This is a genomic window from Desulfovibrio sp. DV, from assembly GCF_001936595.1.
Lineage (GTDB): Bacteria > Desulfobacterota > Desulfovibrionia > Desulfovibrionales > Desulfovibrionaceae > Solidesulfovibrio.
Map to the genome: position 1 here is coordinate 1 of NZ_MLBG01000121.1, position 14,716 is coordinate 14,716.

17 protein-coding genes and 1 tRNA gene are annotated in these 14,716 nt (G+C 60.6%); 8 read left to right on the forward strand and 10 right to left on the reverse strand.

Features of this window, described 5'->3' with window-relative positions; translation table 11 throughout:
- Positions 1-100 precede the first annotated feature (100 nt).
- The 6 genes from DVDV_RS18980 to DVDV_RS19005 form a co-directional block, all read right to left on the reverse strand.
- Positions 101-547, reverse strand: coding sequence for a GatB/YqeY domain-containing protein (locus DVDV_RS18980; protein ID WP_075356169.1), 447 nt, complete (start codon positions 545-547; stop codon positions 101-103).
- Complete coding sequence (gene rpsU / locus DVDV_RS18985) at positions 547-747, reverse strand: 30S ribosomal protein S21 (RefSeq protein WP_005990045.1); 201 nt, start codon at positions 745-747, stop codon at positions 547-549. Before rpsU ends, DVDV_RS18980 begins: the two co-directional genes overlap by 1 nt.
- 152 nt (positions 748-899) lie before the next feature.
- Complete coding sequence (locus DVDV_RS18990) at positions 900-1,082, reverse strand: hypothetical protein (protein WP_024826802.1); 183 nt, start codon at positions 1,080-1,082, stop codon at positions 900-902.
- 21 nt (positions 1,083-1,103) lie between these two features.
- Positions 1,104-1,376 (reverse strand): HU family DNA-binding protein, encoded by a 273-nt coding sequence (locus DVDV_RS18995; RefSeq protein ID WP_006918963.1) that lies wholly within the window; start codon positions 1,374-1,376, stop codon positions 1,104-1,106.
- Between the two features lie 211 nt (positions 1,377-1,587).
- A complete protein-coding gene (gene rsmA / locus DVDV_RS19000; protein ID WP_075356170.1) occupies positions 1,588-2,424 on the reverse strand; it encodes a 16S rRNA (adenine(1518)-N(6)/adenine(1519)-N(6))-dimethyltransferase RsmA in 837 nt (278 codons plus the stop codon).
- Positions 2,421-4,094: a glycosyltransferase family 4 protein gene (locus tag DVDV_RS19005; protein WP_075356171.1), complete on the reverse strand. Its 1,674-nt coding sequence runs from the start codon at positions 4,092-4,094 to the stop codon at positions 2,421-2,423. The genes rsmA and DVDV_RS19005 overlap by 4 nt, the downstream gene beginning before the upstream one ends.
- Positions 4,095-4,219: 125 nt before the next feature.
- Between DVDV_RS19005 and DVDV_RS19010 the strand changes: the two genes are divergently transcribed.
- From DVDV_RS19010 to DVDV_RS19020, 3 genes are all read left to right on the forward strand, one after another.
- On the forward strand, positions 4,220-5,719 hold the full coding sequence (locus DVDV_RS19010; RefSeq protein WP_075356172.1) for a GGDEF domain-containing protein: 1,500 nt from the start codon (positions 4,220-4,222) through the stop codon (positions 5,717-5,719).
- Positions 5,720-5,808: 89 nt separating this feature from the next.
- Positions 5,809-5,885: transfer RNA gene (locus DVDV_RS19015), tRNA-Arg, on the forward strand.
- A gap of 107 nt (positions 5,886-5,992) precedes the next feature.
- On the forward strand, positions 5,993-7,150 hold the full coding sequence (locus DVDV_RS19020; protein WP_075356173.1) for a site-specific integrase: 1,158 nt from the start codon (positions 5,993-5,995) through the stop codon (positions 7,148-7,150).
- Here the strand turns inward: DVDV_RS19020 and DVDV_RS21900 are convergent.
- The 4 genes from DVDV_RS21900 to DVDV_RS19040 all read right to left on the reverse strand — a co-directional run bounded on the left by DVDV_RS21900 (position 7,147) and on the right by DVDV_RS19040 (position 8,590).
- On the reverse strand, positions 7,147-7,551 hold the full coding sequence (locus tag DVDV_RS21900) for a helix-turn-helix domain-containing protein (RefSeq protein ID WP_083634835.1): 405 nt from the start codon (positions 7,549-7,551) through the stop codon (positions 7,147-7,149). The two genes, DVDV_RS19020 and DVDV_RS21900, sit on opposite strands and share 4 nt — an antisense overlap.
- Positions 7,548-7,796 (reverse strand): hypothetical protein, encoded by a 249-nt coding sequence (locus tag DVDV_RS19030; RefSeq protein WP_075356174.1) that lies wholly within the window; start codon positions 7,794-7,796, stop codon positions 7,548-7,550. The genes DVDV_RS21900 and DVDV_RS19030 overlap by 4 nt, the downstream gene beginning before the upstream one ends.
- Before the next feature lie 2 nt (positions 7,797-7,798).
- Positions 7,799-8,248 (reverse strand): phage regulatory CII family protein, encoded by a 450-nt coding sequence (locus DVDV_RS19035; RefSeq protein ID WP_075356175.1) that lies wholly within the window; start codon positions 8,246-8,248, stop codon positions 7,799-7,801.
- Between the two features lie 69 nt (positions 8,249-8,317).
- Complete coding sequence (locus tag DVDV_RS19040) at positions 8,318-8,590, reverse strand: hypothetical protein (protein WP_075356176.1); 273 nt, start codon at positions 8,588-8,590, stop codon at positions 8,318-8,320.
- 98 nt (positions 8,591-8,688) lie between these two features.
- Between DVDV_RS19040 and DVDV_RS19045 the strand changes: the two genes are divergently transcribed.
- The 5 genes from DVDV_RS19045 to cas2 all read left to right on the forward strand — a co-directional run bounded on the left by DVDV_RS19045 (position 8,689) and on the right by cas2 (position 14,535).
- On the forward strand, positions 8,689-9,225 hold the full coding sequence (locus tag DVDV_RS19045; protein ID WP_254845452.1) for a helix-turn-helix domain-containing protein: 537 nt from the start codon (positions 8,689-8,691) through the stop codon (positions 9,223-9,225).
- Positions 9,226-9,250: 25 nt separating this feature from the next.
- The gene (locus tag DVDV_RS19050) at positions 9,251-9,892 is read left to right on the forward strand and encodes a BRCT domain-containing protein (RefSeq protein WP_075356178.1); all 642 of its coding nucleotides are present in this window, start codon (positions 9,251-9,253) and stop codon (positions 9,890-9,892) included.
- A gap of 254 nt (positions 9,893-10,146) precedes the next feature.
- Positions 10,147-13,329 carry a type II CRISPR RNA-guided endonuclease Cas9 gene (gene cas9, locus DVDV_RS19055; protein ID WP_075356179.1) on the forward strand — a complete coding sequence of 1,061 codons (3,183 nt, stop codon included), beginning with the start codon at positions 10,147-10,149 and terminating at the stop codon, positions 13,327-13,329.
- Positions 13,301-14,218 (forward strand): type II CRISPR-associated endonuclease Cas1, encoded by a 918-nt coding sequence (cas1, locus tag DVDV_RS19060; RefSeq protein ID WP_075356180.1) that lies wholly within the window; start codon positions 13,301-13,303, stop codon positions 14,216-14,218. Before cas9 ends, cas1 begins: the two co-directional genes overlap by 29 nt.
- 29 nt (positions 14,219-14,247) lie before the next feature.
- Positions 14,248-14,535 carry a CRISPR-associated endonuclease Cas2 gene (cas2, locus tag DVDV_RS19065; protein WP_217694148.1) on the forward strand — a complete coding sequence of 96 codons (288 nt, stop codon included), beginning with the start codon at positions 14,248-14,250 and terminating at the stop codon, positions 14,533-14,535.
- The last annotated feature ends 181 nt before the right edge of the window (positions 14,536-14,716 follow it).

Below are 14,716 nucleotides of genomic sequence, written 5' to 3' on the forward strand. Positions count from 1 at the left end.
GGAAGCGGCCAGTTGGGCCAGCCGTTCCAAAACCTTCGGAAACTCCAGCAACGAAAGGGTTCTGGATTCCATAAGAAAATGGGGGTGGATGCGGGAGAAGTCAGGAAGCGAGGCGCGCCTTCACAGCGTCGCTGACCCGCTTGCCGTCGACCCGCCCCTTGTGAGCGGCCAGAACCGACTGCACAACCTTTCCCATGTCCTTCATGGTGCTGGCGGCAAGTTCGGCCACGGCGGCGTTGACGGCGGCGGCAAGCTCGTCGTCGGTCAGGGGAGCGGGGAGGTAGGCAGACAAGACACCCAGCTCCCGCTCCTCTTTTTCGACCAGATCAGCCCGGTTCGCCTTGGCGAACAAATCGATGGACTCCCGACGCTGCTTGACCTGCTTGGCCATGACGCTAAAAAACTCGTCATCGGTCAAAGGACGGCGAAGCTCAACCTGAAGCATTTTTGCGGCGGCCTTAAGCATACGCAAAACGCCCAGGGTGAGGGCATCCCTGGCTTTCATGGCGGCCAGGTAATCGGATTCGATACGGGCTTGTAGATTCATTACATCATGTTGATTTTGCGCATTTTCTTCAGCAACCGTTTGCGGGCGGCAGCCTTTTTCTTCTTGCGCATGACGCTGGGTTTCTCAAAGTGCTGACGTTTCTTCAGCTCGGAGAGAATCCCGGATTTTTCGACCTGCTTCTTGAAGCGGCGAAGGGCCACATCGAAGTTGTCGGATTCGTCAAGATAGACACCGGGCATTTACATCACCCCCTCTTTGGAAAATTCCCTAGCGGCAAAGACGAGGCATTTACCCGAGCCAAGCCTCTGTGTCAAGCAACAGTCTCGGGAGCTGCAAAAAAACCGCCCGGCCTGAGCCGGGCGGCGGCAAATTTCCGTAATCAGGCAACGGCTTAGTGATGACCGTGGGCCGGGGCGTTCTTGGTGTCCAAGTAGGCCTTGTAAATGCAATAGCCCATGCCGGAGGCAATGATGAAAAGCACCAGATACAGCACGCTGAAAAACACAAAATGGTCAGGCTGCCACCAGGGGAGATCCTGCGGCAGAGGGCTGTGGACGGTTTCACCGTGTAACATGGAAACTTCTCCCGAGATTGGTTATTGGATAGCGTCCTTAAGCAACTTGCCCGGCCGAAATTTGACCACTTTGGAAGCCGGGATGTTGATCTCGGCGCCGGTGCGGGGGTTGCGGCCGGTGCGGGCCTTGCGCTCATCCACCATAAAGGTGCCAAACCCCGTCAGCGTGATTTTGCCTTCGCCAACCAGCGTCTCTTCAATGGCCTCGATAAAGGCATTGAGCGCGCGCTCGGCATTGGCTTTGGTCAGCCCGGTCTTTTCGGCAATTTTTCCTACCAGATCAGCCTTGGTCATCAGTCCTCTCCTCCTCTGTTAATCGCCCCCGACCCTGCGGCGGCGCAATGCTCCCGAACCGCTCCGGCGCATCTCTCCATAAGCGTCAACAGGGACGCCCCCCCTCGCCTCCCCGCGGCGAGGACGGCCCTCCTGCCCCTGGTGCGCTGCCACAGCCGGCAGAACGCGATGCGCACGAGTGGGCAAACCAAAATCGATTTCAGGCGCAAAGTCAAGAGGGCTGGCGCGTTTTGAGCAATTTGCCCAGGGCGCAGAACTGCTTTGGCGACAAAACTTCGGGCCGGTCCCGGGCCTCAATGCCAAGGTCGGCACAGGACCGGGCCAGCGCGTCTGTCCAGAAGGGCTTTAAAATACCGGCCAACTGTTTTCGGCGTAAGGAAAAAAGCTTTTTGAGCAGGGCGGAAAGCGAGGCCGGGTCGTCCGGGCGCTCTTTGGCCGGCAGCGGCGTGATGGCCACCACCGCCGAATCCACCCTGGGCTGGGGCCGAAAGACGGTCGGCGGCACCTTGAAGCAGTATTCCAGCCGGGCGAAGGCCGACGTCCAGGCCGTCAGCGCCCCGTACTGCCGTCCGCCCGGGGCGGCGCACAGCCGCAGCGCAACCTCGTGCTGCACCATAAAGACGCCCCGCCCAAACAGCGCCGATCCGGCGCAGATGTCCCAGAGCAGCGGCGAGGCAATGTTGTAGGGAAGATTGCCGATGAGCTTGACTCCGGGTAGCCGGTCGAGCCGGCTCCAGTCCAGGCGCAAGGCATCGACCAGGGCCGGATGCGCCCCGGGATGGGCCAGCGGCAGACGCGCCGCCAGCTCCCGATCTTTTTCCAGGGCCAGATAGGCCCGGGGGCCGGCGGCCAGAATATGGCCGGACAGCGCCCCCCGGCCCGGCCCGATCTCGATGACCGTGTCGGTGGCCGTGATGCCCAGGCGGGACACGATCTTGGCTGCAATATTGGGATCGACCAGAAAATTCTGCCCGAGGCTGCGTTTGGCCGGGGCATAGGCCTCGCCAGCCCGGCCCTCGGACGCGTGGGCGCGTTGCCGGCTCGTCATAGAGACTCCTTTTCAACTTCCAGCAAATCCTGTTTGAGCGCCCACAGCACATGCCATGTTGCGGCCTGGCTGTTCAGGCCGGGTACGGCGGCGGCCAACCGTTTGGCCAAAGTGAGGCCCGGACAGCCGCCCCGGGCCAGAAACACCAACACCCGCAGGACGTCGGGCCGGATCTCCCCGTCAAGTTCCTGGTAGATCACGGGAAAATCCTGCCGGTGATAGACCGCCTGCCCGGCCCTGGTCCAGGCCAGACAGACCGCGTCGGTCAGACACGCCCCGGGATAGCCGGCAAACACCTCGCCGTAGGCCAGGGCCAGGGGGTGGCGCACCCGGGCCAGTTGCTCCCGATCGGCCACCGGCTCGCGGCCAAGGCGCTCCCACAGCTCGAGATGGCGGCGGATGCAGGCGTCCCAGGTCAATTCGCCAACTGCCCGTTCCCGCCCGGCCTGCCCCATGGCCCGCCCCAGCCCGGGGTCCCGGATCAGGGCGGCCAGGGCCTCGGCCAGGGCCGGGACGCTGACGGCCAGGGACTGGGCCAGGCGCAGATGGGTGTGGTTGTCATAGCAAAGGGGGGCCAGCACGTCGCGCAGACCGGTCTCCGGCGGCCCCAGGGTGGGCAGCAGCAGGCCCGTGCGGCCCTCCTCCACGATGTCGCGGTAGCCGTCGTAATCCGAGGCCACAACCGGCAGCGCGGCAGCCATGGCTTCGAGCAGGGTCAGGCCGAACGTCTCCTGGGGGTTGTCGGCCAGGGACACGAACACGTCGGCCAATCCGAACAGGCGGCGCTTGGCGGCCTCGTCCGGACGCCGGACCAGGGCCAGGGGCAGCCCGATATTGGCGGCCAGATTGGCCAGGGTAACCAGAAACTGGTCCTTGTCGTCGTCGCTGTCGGTCCAGCCGGCAACGACGAGGGCGAGGCGCGACACGTCGATGCCGGCGGCAATCAGCCGCTGCACGGCCCGAAAAAGCGGCAGCAGGTCCATCTTGGAGCTGTGGGAAATACGCCCGAAAACGAGCAGCACCGTGGCCTCGGCAGCAATGCCATAGCCGGCCCTGGCCGTGCTCCTGGCCTCCCCTTCCAGGCGCGACCAATCGCCGGGATCAACACCTAAAGGGATGTGGGCCAGTTCGGGAGCGGGATAGGACTCGGGCGAAAGGCCGTAGCCCCGGCGCAGGCTGGCAAAGATCGCGGCCACGGCCTCCCGGCCGGCCGTGGAAGTGGCGACAATGGCATCGCGCCGGGTGGTGCCGGGCCAGAGATGGGCCAGAAAATCCCGCTGGAACACAGCGTTACTGAGCGAATGGGTGGTGCCGGTAATGGGAAAGAGCGAGCGGGCCAGGGCGTTTCGAGCGGCGGCCAGCCGGGCCTGGGCCGTTATGCAGTCGGAGAGGTGAAAAACGGCGTAATCGGTGTCGGCCAGGGCTTGCGGCAGGTCCTGGCGCGTCAGAACTTTGAACGCGCCCCGCCCGGCCACCTGGGGATAGCGCCCGGCCAGGAGCGCTTCCTGCCTGGTGCGTTCACGCTTGGACGGCATGAAAAAATGGTAGGCGTCAAACGGGTCGGCCCGCATCAGGGCATCCAGAAAGGCCGCATTGGCCACCTTTCGGCCCATGATGTCGCTGGATTCGATGAACGGATCAAGGGTGCCAAAAATTCGTTGCGTGTGCATCCGGTGACGGAGCCACACCCGTGGCCGGTTGTCAAATGGCTTGATTTATTTGCTATGGCCTCCCTTTTGCATGGGCGGCTTTCGATAGGAATCTTCTTCCTGTCCATGACCCAAGGAGGCTTGTCATGACGCGCGGATTGCGACCCGAACAGGTATGGGGCATCGGCCTTGCCGACGACGCCGGGACAGCTATTTCCACGGCCCTGGGCACAGGCTATGTTCTGCGCAACTGGCCTATCGGTTCCCATCCCACCGAGCGCGACATCGCCCGGGCCACGCCCCTTGTCATTTTCGTGGTCAAGGAAGGCTGGGACGCCCTGCCGCCGGACACCCGCAAGGGCATCGAGGAGTGGGAGATTCCCCAGCGCGTCCTGGTTCTTGGTGCGTCGCAGTCGGTGGCCGATTTCGAGGAAGTGCTGGACAACGGATTTCTCTCTGCCATTTCCGAGCCGCTGACCGACAAGAAAGTGCGCGACGTCATCTTCCGGGCCAAGGAAGTCAAGAGCCTGTACGACGACATTTTCCGCATGACCCGCGAGATCATGCTCGAACGGGAACTGCTCGCCCGAAAGACCGATCTGGTGCTGTTTTTAAACCGCGTCCTGAGCCGGGCCAGCGAATCGCTGGATCCCACCGTCATCCTGGACAACGCCCGGGAAGACCTGCAACTGCTGCTCCCCCTGCACGGCCTCATGGGCGCGTTCTGGCAGACCGGCGATACCGGGAATCTGGAAGCGGAACTGTTCCTCGAGCCGGATATGGAACAGCCCGCCGAGCAGCACTGGACCGAACAACTCCTGCGTCAGGCGGCAAAAATCGCCGGCAACCCCATCCACAGCTACAAGACCAGCATTCTGGACGGCTCGCCGGACCAGCCCCCGGTCGGCATCCCGGGCGCTCCCGAGGATCTCATCACCCTGCCCCTTCGGGCCGGCGGCCAGATGTTCGGCCTGCTCGTCCTGTACCGGGCCAAGGGACGGCCGCTGGGCAAGGATCAGGTCCAGGCGCTTTACGCCTCCATCAACCACCTGGCCCTGGCCCTCAAAAATGCCGCCCTGTTCAGCCAGGTCAAGATCCGGGCCGACCACGACGGCCTGACCCGCATCCACAACCGTCGGGCCTTTGACGAACGGCTCATCGACGAACTGCGCCGCCATCAACGCTACCACCACCCCATGAGCCTGCTCATGATTGATATCGACCATTTCAAGGGCATAAACGACCGCTACGGCCATCTGGTCGGCGACCATGTGCTGCGCGAGGTTGGACGCATCCTGTCCGACACCCTGCGCAGCACGGATTTCACGGCCCGCTACGGCGGCGAGGAATTCGTGGTCATCCTGCCCCAGACCATTGAGGAGCACTCCCGCATCCTGGCCGAACGCCTGCGCAGCCTTATAGCCGAGGCCCAGTTCATCCATGACGGCGAGACCTTTGCCATTACCGTGTCCATCGGTGTGGCCACCATACAGCCCGGGGCGCTGACCAAGCGCAAGGATCTGCTGGAAAAGGCGGACAAGGCTTTGTACCAGGCCAAGCATCTGGGTCGCAATCAGGTCTGCACGGCCCTGGGGCGTATCTCCCGCACCGAAGACATTACGCTGGAAGCGGTGCGGGCCGGCTGACGCCCAGGGCGATTGTCCGGGTAAATTCCACTGCCGGCGCAAGTTATTGTTGACAGCGACAATGCCTGGGCGTAAGAGCAGCTTTCTTCGGGCAATTAGCTCAGTTGGATAGAGCGTTGGCCTCCGGAGCCAAAGGCCGTAGGTTCGAATCCTACATTGCCCACCAAGCGAATTCAAAGGGTTACGGTTAACGCCGTAGCCCTTTTTTCGTTGGCGGATAAGTTTCGGATAAGTTTTATCCCCGAAACTCTCAGCACGGGTTATCCCCGACGCATGGCCGGCAAGTACATCAAGACCCGCTTTCGGGGCGTCTACTACCGCGAAAGCCCCACCCGAAAGTGCTCCTACGGGGCTGACCGGTGCTATGTCGTGTGGCACAAGGACGCCGCCGGCAAGGCGCACTGGCACACGGTCGGCTGGCACTCCGACGGCATCCGGCCCGCCTACGCCGACGAGATCCGCAAGCAGCTCATGACCAGCGCTGCCCCCAGTTCGGCCGCCGTTCCCGTCCAGGAAACAACGCCGCCCGCAACCTACACCGTTGGCGACGCGGTCGCCCGCTACCTCGGCTGGGCCGTGGGCGAGGGCAAACACGTGGCCCCGGAGCAGGCCCGGTACGACAAGCACCTCAAGGCGCGGCTGGACGCGGTTCCCCTGGACAGCGTCAATCTGCAAATGCTCTGGGACATCAAGGCCGCCCTGCGCACCACCATGGCCCCACAGACGGTGCGCCACTGCTTCAGCCTGCTGCGTCGGTCGGTCAACCACACCCTGGAGATCGAGGCCTGGAAAGGCGACAACCCGTTCGCCATCAAGCGGCACAGCTCGTTTAAGCTGCCTCGGGCCGACAACCAGGCCACCCGCTACCTGACCCGGCACGAGGCGCGGGCGCTGCTTGCGGCGCTGCGGCCGCGCTCCCAGCAGGTCCACGACATGGCCGCGCTCTCGCTGCGGACCGGCCTGCGCGCCACCGAAATATTTGGCATCCACACCCAGGATCTCGACCTGGACGGCCATGTCATCCACATCCGGGCCAAGGGCGGTGATGCCCAGTCCGTGCCAGCCCCGGCCGATCTCATGCAGATCCTGGCCGGCTACCAACGCCAGCCCCACGAAACCGTGTTCCAGGATGACGCCGGCGGCCCCATCACCTGGGGCATCAGCTACACCTTCGACCGCGTGGTCAATGAGCTGAAGCTCAACGACGGCGTCACGGACAAGCGCCGTCGTGTCCGGTTCCACACCCTGCGCCACACCTTTGCCAGCTGGCTGGCCCAATCCGGTCAGGTCACCCTGCAGGAGCTGATGGAGATGATGCGCCACAAGCGCATCGAAATGACGCTTCGCTATGCCCACCTGATCCCGGGCGGCGGCCGTCGAAAACTGACCATCATTGATCAGGCGCTGTTGGACCCTGACCATGACGACTAGCTCCGCCCTGTGGTCACGATCACGTTGGCCCGCAAAAACGCCTCGACATCCTCGCGCAGATACAACACCCGCTTGCCCGGTTTGACATAGGCCGGCCCCTTGGCCGCTGAACGCCAATCCTCAAGGGTGCGCGCCGGAATACCGTACTCCGCCTCCACATCATCAGGAGTAAGCGACCGCTTGACCGGCAGCGCCGGGATCGGGGCCTCCTCGCCGCGCGGGTCACGGATGTCGATACGCACGTCCAGGCCTTGCCCCAGCTCCCCGGCTACTGCCGCCAGCAACTCGCGCACTGCCTGTGAGCGTCGGCCCTGCCCGAGTTCATAGACCATACGCCGGCCGCCGGCCTCGAACAGCACCCCGTTGGCCACGGGCTCAATAGTAATGATCGCCTCACTCACAGCACACCTCCCATTGCCTTCAGTTCCCGGGCCAGCCGCCAGCCCTGCTCCAGGCTGCCGATCAGGCACACCAGCCGGTGCAGCAGCACCCCCAGGAGATAATCGTCCTTAAGGACCAGCGTGCTCGGCAGCCGGCACTCGAGCAGCTCGAATGCGCTGGCGGCATAGCGGTCGGCGTCCAGGCCGGCCATGCGCAGATCGTGCTCAATTTTGGCCACGCGGACGGTTTCGGCGTCAGCGTCCATGGCTACGCCCCCACCAGCTGCAGCAGGGCCATGATGGCGGTCACGGCCTCATGCCCCTCGCGCATGATCCGCGACCGCTCGTCAGCCTCCAGGCTGCCGCTGGCAAGGCCCTCGCCGCAGGCGGCAATCAGCTCGCCAAATTCCTTGACCGCGATCATGCACTGGCGCTGCACCGGATCGGCCGTCCCCACCACGGGCGGCAACTGGATGTAGACCCCGCCCAGTTCACGGGCCAGGAAATGCATGGGCGCATCCGAGCCGGTCGCATCCATGATCGGCAAAAGCCGATCCGCGCCGCACTTGTGCCCGGGCTGGCCGGACAGCTCCGACATCATGGTGGCGTAGCGCCAGCCCAGCATGTCGGCGATGGTCATGGCGCCGATGCCCGAAGGGGCGCGCATCACGAGACGATGCAGGATCGGTGTGAGTTGCGGATATTCGTGGCGGGCCATGCGATTACTCCGGTTGATTTTGCGTGGCAGAGAGTGTGCTGACGCGATAGCCTGCAAATATCAGAGGCCCTATGCGGCCTGGGAGGCCGCCCGAGGCTTGGGTCCGGGCTTCATGGGGGCACGAGGCTCGGGCAGTAGTTCGGACGGGATGCCGTAGGCAATCAGGCGCTCAATGTGCCCCTGGGGGGCGCGGTGGTCGGCGAAAATCGCGTGGACGACGGTCCGGCAGATACCCGTATCCTGGGCAACGCTGCGAACCGTCTTGCGATGCAGGGCCAGCCAGGACCGCAAGCGGTCTTGACGGGTGGGGGAATTGTTGCGACTAATGGCAGCGGTAACCATATCAATTACCCTCATTTTTCGTCACGCAAGGCGTTAATGGGTGCTCGCGCGGCTTGATCTAGGGCTAGGACGTTGTGCCAATTACGGTGACAATGTCCATGAATTTGGCGATTAGGCTATTTATAGGATTTTTGTCAATCAAAATGACAGAAGACGTCAAAAATATTTGCAGCACCCTTATCCGGAAGCTGATTGCAGCCCACGGAATGAAGGACTCCGAATTCGCAAAATTGTTGGGCCTCGCCCGACAAACCATCTCCAATTACACGACAGGCAAGAGCGAACCTAACTGGTCTGTATTAAACGACATTGTCGGAAAACTCGGGGTCAATCCCATCTGGCTGCTCACCGGGAACGGCGAAATGCTCGGCAGCGACAGCGCACCAAGCCCAAACCTCCCAGCCGAGGAACTCAACGAAAAGCTGACCCCGGCCCAACGCGAGATGCTCACCTACAAGCGCACGATGCAGGAGCTGGGCGCTCCCCCTGAAAGAATCCTCGACGGCATCGAAGCCATCGCCATGGGCAAGACGCGTCAGCCCAAAAGCGCCACCTATGCCACTGCCGAGCCTCCAGCCGATCCTGGATATCATCACATCCATGAGCCCGGATCTGATTTCGGGTCAGACATCTAAGCCACCGATTCAATAGGAGCGGACAATGACCTCCTCCAACGCCCTTGACGCCCACGGCCAGCCCATGAATCGCGCATTCAATGCCAAACGACTCCAGGATCGCGGCGCTGACGAACTGATTGGTATCTGTCGGGGTCTGATTGCGGACGGTGATGTCAATGAGGCGGAAACGCGATATTTGCTTGAGTGGCTTGAGACCAATAGCAGCGTGGCAACCCAGTGGCCGGGGAATGTCATCTATGCCCGGGCCTACGAATTTCTGCGAGACGGCCATCTCGACAAGAACGAACGGGTGGAACTCCTCGAACTGCTCTCCAAGGTCTCGGGGCACATCAGCGGGGCAAGTGGTGTCCAGGCATCAACGGCGCTCCCCTTCGACCAGCCCCGGCCCCAAATCTTATTTGAGGAAAAGGTCTTTGTCCTGACCGGCCGATTTGCTTATGGCAGCCGCCGAGAATGCACAGACGCTATTCACGATCTCGGAGGTTGGGTCCGACCGAATGTGCTTAAGGACACCGATTTCGTTGTTGTCGGTACCCTGGCCAGTCCGGACTGGGCCCATACGTCCTATGGGCGCAAGATTGAATCGGCGCTCAATTGGAAGGCAAAGGGCGAGTCCATTAAAATCGTCTCCGAGGACCACTGGGCAGAAACATTAACTTTCTAGACTATAAATCGAACCACCCAACGCACCAAAGAGATTCTCTAAACGGGCAGTTTCCCTCGCTGCCTACAAAACCCAAGTCTCACCAAGTCACAGCCGTCGCCGAAAAAAACGTATTGGCCCTACAAATAAAAAAAGGCGGACCGAAGTCCGCCTTGCTGGTGCTCTTCAGCTTGTTAACGACCTACTGAAGACCCCGTTTTCCCTTCTGCTACAAAGGGTATGGGGAAAATGCCAAACAAACAGGAGCAAGTCAAGTGTCCAGCGAACATATCCCGTATCGCCTCTCCCTGGATCTCGGCACAAATTCTATCGGTTGGTGCATGCTCAAACTGCTCCCCGAAGGCAATCCGGGAGAAGTCATCAATATGGGGGTTCGCATTTTTTCTGATGGCCGAGACGCCAAAAGCGGCAAGTCGCTTGCTGAGGACAGGCGGTTGGCTCGGCAGGCACGGAGGCGGCGCGATCGTTTTCTCAAGCGACGCAAGGAACTGCTCAAGGCGCTAATCGGCAGTGGACTCATGCCCCCTGACGAGCGCCAGCGAAAGCAGCTTGCAGCGCTCGATCCATATCTGTTGCGCACCAAAGCGCTGGATGCCCGGCTTGAACCCTTTGAACTTGGGCGCGCCCTCTTCCACCTCAACCAGCGGCGCGGATTCAAAAGCAATCGGAAGACGGATAAGGATCAGGAATCAGGAAAGATAAAGGCCGCCATTGCCAGATTGACGGCAACCCTTCAGGAGTCCGGAACAAGAACGCTCGGGGAGTATCTGCACAACTGCCGCCAGGCCGGCCGGCCAATCCGCTTTCGCCCCATCAAGAAGGGGGCCGGAGTGGACTACGCCCTCTACCCCCAACGGTCTCTGGCAGAAGCCGAATTTGACGCCATTATCGCCGCGCAGCGCCCCTATCACCCGCAACTTGATGCAGGTGTAGAAGGGAAAGGAGGGCTGCGTGACATCATTTTCTATCAGCGCCCCCTTAAACCAGTAGATCCGGGGCTCTGCACCTTGATGCCTTTGCACCCCAGAGCGCCTCTAGCCCTTCCAACCGCCCAGCGGTTTCGTATTCTTCAGGACCTCAACCATCTGCGCGTTCTCGACACGGGCAACCTGGCCGAACGACTCCTGACCCTGGATGAACGCAACACCCTGCTGGTCATCCTCGAAACCGGCAAGGATCTGAGTTTCGACGCAATCCGGGTCAAGCTTGGACTCCCTCCCAGCGTCACCTTCAACCTGGATACAGGCACCAAGGACGGCATCAAGGGTGACGTATCGGCCAAAATCCTTTCCGGGAAAAAACTATTCGGCAAGGCCTGGGCCAGTTTTTCTCGTGAGATTCGAGAGGATGTGGTGGAGCGGCTCATCAAAGCGGAAGATGAGGAAGAACTCGTCGCCGAACTCGTTTCAGGCTGTAGCATCGACCCAGCCAAGGCAGCCGCAGTGGCCCAGGCCTCGCTGCCAAGCGGCTACGCCCGTTTTTGCCGGGAAACCCTGGCCGCTTTATGCGAACAGCTTGAAAGGGACGTGATCCCCTACAGCGAAGCGGTTGTCCGCGCGGGGTTCAAGTCGCACTCTGACCTTTCCACCGGCGAAGTGTTTGAACGGCTGCCCTATTACGGCATCGCCCTGCCTCGAAGCATCAAGCCCGGCTCCGGCAAGCACACTGACCCGCAAGAGGTGCGCCTTGGGCGGATCTCCAACCCAACCGTTCATATCGCCCTCAACCAGTTGCGCAAGGTCGTCAACGAGTTGATAAAGGACCATGGCAAGCCTGCCCAGATAATCGTGGAAGTGGCCCGAGACCTTAAAAACGGTCCGGCCGCCATGCAGGAGATCCGCAAGCGCCAGAAGGAGGGAAAAGACGCCAACGACAGACGTCGCACCCGGCTTGTGGAATGCGGAGTCAAGGTCACGGCCGATGCCTTGCTGCGTCTCAGGCTATGGGAAGACCTGGGCCGCGACGAGACGGTCCGGCGTTGCCCGTACACGGGGGATGTAATCGGACTGGCCATGCTGTTGTCCGACGAAGTGGAGATCGACCACATTCTCCCCTTCAGCCGCAGCCTCGACGACAGCCCGACCAACAAGACCGTTTGCCTGCGACGGGCCAACCGTTACAAACTCAACCGTACTCCTGCCGAGGCCTTCGGCGACTCCCGGGACGGCTACTCCTGGGAAGGTGTTATGGAGCGCGCGGCCCGGTTGTCGGAGAACAAGTGCTGGAGATTCGCTCCCGACGCCATGGAGCGGCTGGAGCGTGAAGCAGACTTTCTGGACAGACAGTTGGTTGATACCCAGTACATCGGCCGCATTGCCGGCGAATATCTGGCCTGCATCTGCGACAAACGGAGAATATGGGTGACTCCCGGACGTCTGACGCGTCTTCTGGCCCATGCTTGGGGGTTCCCGAAAAAAAATCGCAACGATCACCGCCACCACGCCCTTGATGCGGTCTTGATCGGGGTCTGCGACCGCAGCCTGCTCAAGAAGGTGGCCGACCACAACGCGCGAGAGGTTGCCAATGGCCTGGATCGTTTCCTGGCCGATCTCGAACAGCCATGGCCTGGTTTCCGGGATGAAGCCCTTGCCGCTCATGACCGGATCATTGTTTCCCATCGCCCCGACCACGGCCTGGGGGGACGTTTGCACAACGATACGGCATACGGCATCTTAAACCTCACCCCGAAGGCTCGAAACAACGCACAGCACCGAGTGTCGGCGGAGACTCTTTCAAAACCGAGAGATCTCCTCAAGATAAAAGGGCGCGGCCTCAGGGCCCGTCTCATCGCAGCCTGCAACGGCATGCCGCTCGCACAATGTCTGTCCCTGGCCCAGGAATGCGAAGGGATGGCTGAAAGCAAAGCAGAAGCACAGCTTGTCAAAGCCTTAGGCGATCTGTCCGAAAAACAGTTCAAGGAAAAAGTGCATCAATTTTTCAAAAAAAATGGAATTCGACGTCTTCGACTTGTCGAAACAATCAGACTAACTCCTATTCATAATGCAGAAGGAACTGCATACAAAGGATTCAAGACTGACTCAAATGCATACTATCCGATCTACCTCCACAAAGATGGGTCATGGCATGGCACAATCATATCAACTTTCGAGGCAAATAACCAAGAAACAGCAAACACATCCGAAACAGATCCACTTATTACAAAGTTATTCAACGGCGATATGATTGAAATAAACAACAATTCAAAAAGGATCATTGCTCACATTGTAAAACAATCCGCCCAAAAAATAGTGGTCGCCGAGCATTTTGAAGCAAATCTATCAAAGCGCAGCAAATCAAATGAATTTAAATACATATGCATAACAAGTCCAGAATCGCTTCGTAAATGCCAGGCCAAACCTTTGTACGTCAGTCCGACAGGAAAAGTGACCTACATGAGGATCATGCGCCATGCAGACCCTGGAGATCGCCGGCTCTAACCGCCACTTGGCTAAGGAACGTGGTTTCATTACCGTCCGCTCGGGCAACGAGGCACTCGGCAGAATCCCCTTGGATGATTTGGCCTGCGTGCTCGTCTCGGGCCACGGAGTAACGTATTCCAACGATCTCCTGGCGGCGCTTGCCGAACGCGCCGTCCCGGTCGTGCTCTGCGGCAGCAACATGCAGCCGCTCTCCGTACTCTGGCCGCTCAGCAGCCACCATCTGAGCGGCCAGCGCATTAAGGCCCAGGCCGAGGCCGGACTGCCATTGCGCAAACGTCTCTGGCAATCCCTCGTCCAGGTAAAAATCCTGCTCCAGGCCAGCAACGCTGAACTGCATGAGGCAAAGGGCGGGCACCTGCGCGCCCTTGCCAAATCCGTTAAATCAGGCGATCCCGACAACGTCGAAGCCGAAGCCGCCCGACTGTATTTCAAGACCTGCTTCGGTCCGGACTTCAGACGGGACCGTGACGCTCCAGGCATCAATGCCCAACTCAACTACGGCTATACCGTCCTCCGTGCTGCCACTGCCCGGGCTGTCATGCTCGCGGGCCTGCACCCTGCCTTCGGCTTGCATCACTGCAATGCCCGCAATTCCATGCCCCTCGTTGATGATCTCATGGAACCTTTTCGGCCCGTCGTGGATATGCTGGCGTTGCGCCTTCAGCGGAGTGAAATCGAGTCTGTGGACAAGAAAGCCAAGTGCTTGCTGAGCGCCCTGCCTAACGTCGACATGCCCCTGCGCAAAAAGACCGGGACCGTTTCAAGCTGCCTTGCAGCCCTGGCTTCTTCCCTGGCCGACGTCCTCATGGGGGAGCGAAGGCAACTCCTGCTGCCGTCTGCATTGATCCCGCTCGGAGATACCCCTCCACCGCCATGGCCATCCTGAGCAGGTACCGCATCTTGTGGATGATCGTTATGTTCGACCTGCCGGTCCTTACCAAAAAGGAACGGAAAGAAGCGAACGCATTTCGCAAGCGCTTGCAAAACCAAGGGTTCGAGCGCTGTCAGTTCTCAATCTATATGCGTTGGTGCCCAGGCAAGGAAGTCGCGGAACGCCACGTAAAGCAAATCAAGGGGTTTCTGCCTGAAGGAGGCAAGGTGGATATCGTGACGATAACCGACAAGCAATACGAAAGGATCATCACCTTTGTCTCGAGTCGGCGCGCTTCGAAGAAGAAACGAGATCAGTACACCCTTTTTTAATCGCGCCACGGCCGTTTTTCCCAACCTTCCACAGAGAAATAGCCTGCTATTTCAGCAGGCTATTTCCGTATGAAGCGTAGCAGAAGGGAAAACGGGGTCAAGTCGCAACGCTCCACCGCCACGCCGTGGTCCTCGATCTAGCGTAGCAGAAGGGAAAACGGGGTCAAGTCGCAACTGCGCC

What these genes read in the sequence shown, in the direction of transcription:
- DVDV_RS18980 (WP_075356169.1), bottom strand. Translation starts at nt 547, where the DNA reads ATGAATCTACAAGCCCGTATCGAATCCGATTACCTGGCCGCCATGAAA.
- rpsU (WP_005990045.1), bottom strand. Translation starts at nt 747, where the DNA reads ATGCCCGGTGTCTATCTTGACGAATCCGACAACTTCGATGTGGCCCTT.
- DVDV_RS18990 (WP_024826802.1), bottom strand. Translation starts at nt 1,082, where the DNA reads ATGTTACACGGTGAAACCGTCCACAGCCCTCTGCCGCAGGATCTCCCC.
- DVDV_RS18995 (WP_006918963.1), bottom strand. Translation starts at nt 1,376, where the DNA reads ATGACCAAGGCTGATCTGGTAGGAAAAATTGCCGAAAAGACCGGGCTG.
- rsmA (WP_075356170.1), bottom strand. Translation starts at nt 2,424, where the DNA reads ATGACGAGCCGGCAACGCGCCCACGCGTCCGAGGGCCGGGCTGGCGAG.
- DVDV_RS19005 (WP_075356171.1), bottom strand. Translation starts at nt 4,094, where the DNA reads ATGCACACGCAACGAATTTTTGGCACCCTTGATCCGTTCATCGAATCC.
- DVDV_RS19010 (WP_075356172.1), top strand. Translation starts at nt 4,220, where the DNA reads ATGACGCGCGGATTGCGACCCGAACAGGTATGGGGCATCGGCCTTGCC.
- DVDV_RS19020 (WP_075356173.1), top strand. Translation starts at nt 5,993, where the DNA reads ATGGCCGGCAAGTACATCAAGACCCGCTTTCGGGGCGTCTACTACCGC.
- DVDV_RS19030 (WP_075356174.1), bottom strand. Translation starts at nt 7,796, where the DNA reads ATGGACGCTGACGCCGAAACCGTCCGCGTGGCCAAAATTGAGCACGAT.
- DVDV_RS19035 (WP_075356175.1), bottom strand. Translation starts at nt 8,248, where the DNA reads ATGGCCCGCCACGAATATCCGCAACTCACACCGATCCTGCATCGTCTC.
- DVDV_RS19040 (WP_075356176.1), bottom strand. Translation starts at nt 8,590, where the DNA reads ATGGTTACCGCTGCCATTAGTCGCAACAATTCCCCCACCCGTCAAGAC.
- DVDV_RS19045 (WP_254845452.1), top strand. Translation starts at nt 8,689, where the DNA reads ATGAATTTGGCGATTAGGCTATTTATAGGATTTTTGTCAATCAAAATG.
- DVDV_RS19050 (WP_075356178.1), top strand. Translation starts at nt 9,251, where the DNA reads ATGACCTCCTCCAACGCCCTTGACGCCCACGGCCAGCCCATGAATCGC.
- cas1 (WP_075356180.1), top strand. Translation starts at nt 13,301, where the DNA reads ATGCAGACCCTGGAGATCGCCGGCTCTAACCGCCACTTGGCTAAGGAA.
- cas2 (WP_217694148.1), top strand. Translation starts at nt 14,248, where the DNA reads ATGTTCGACCTGCCGGTCCTTACCAAAAAGGAACGGAAAGAAGCGAAC.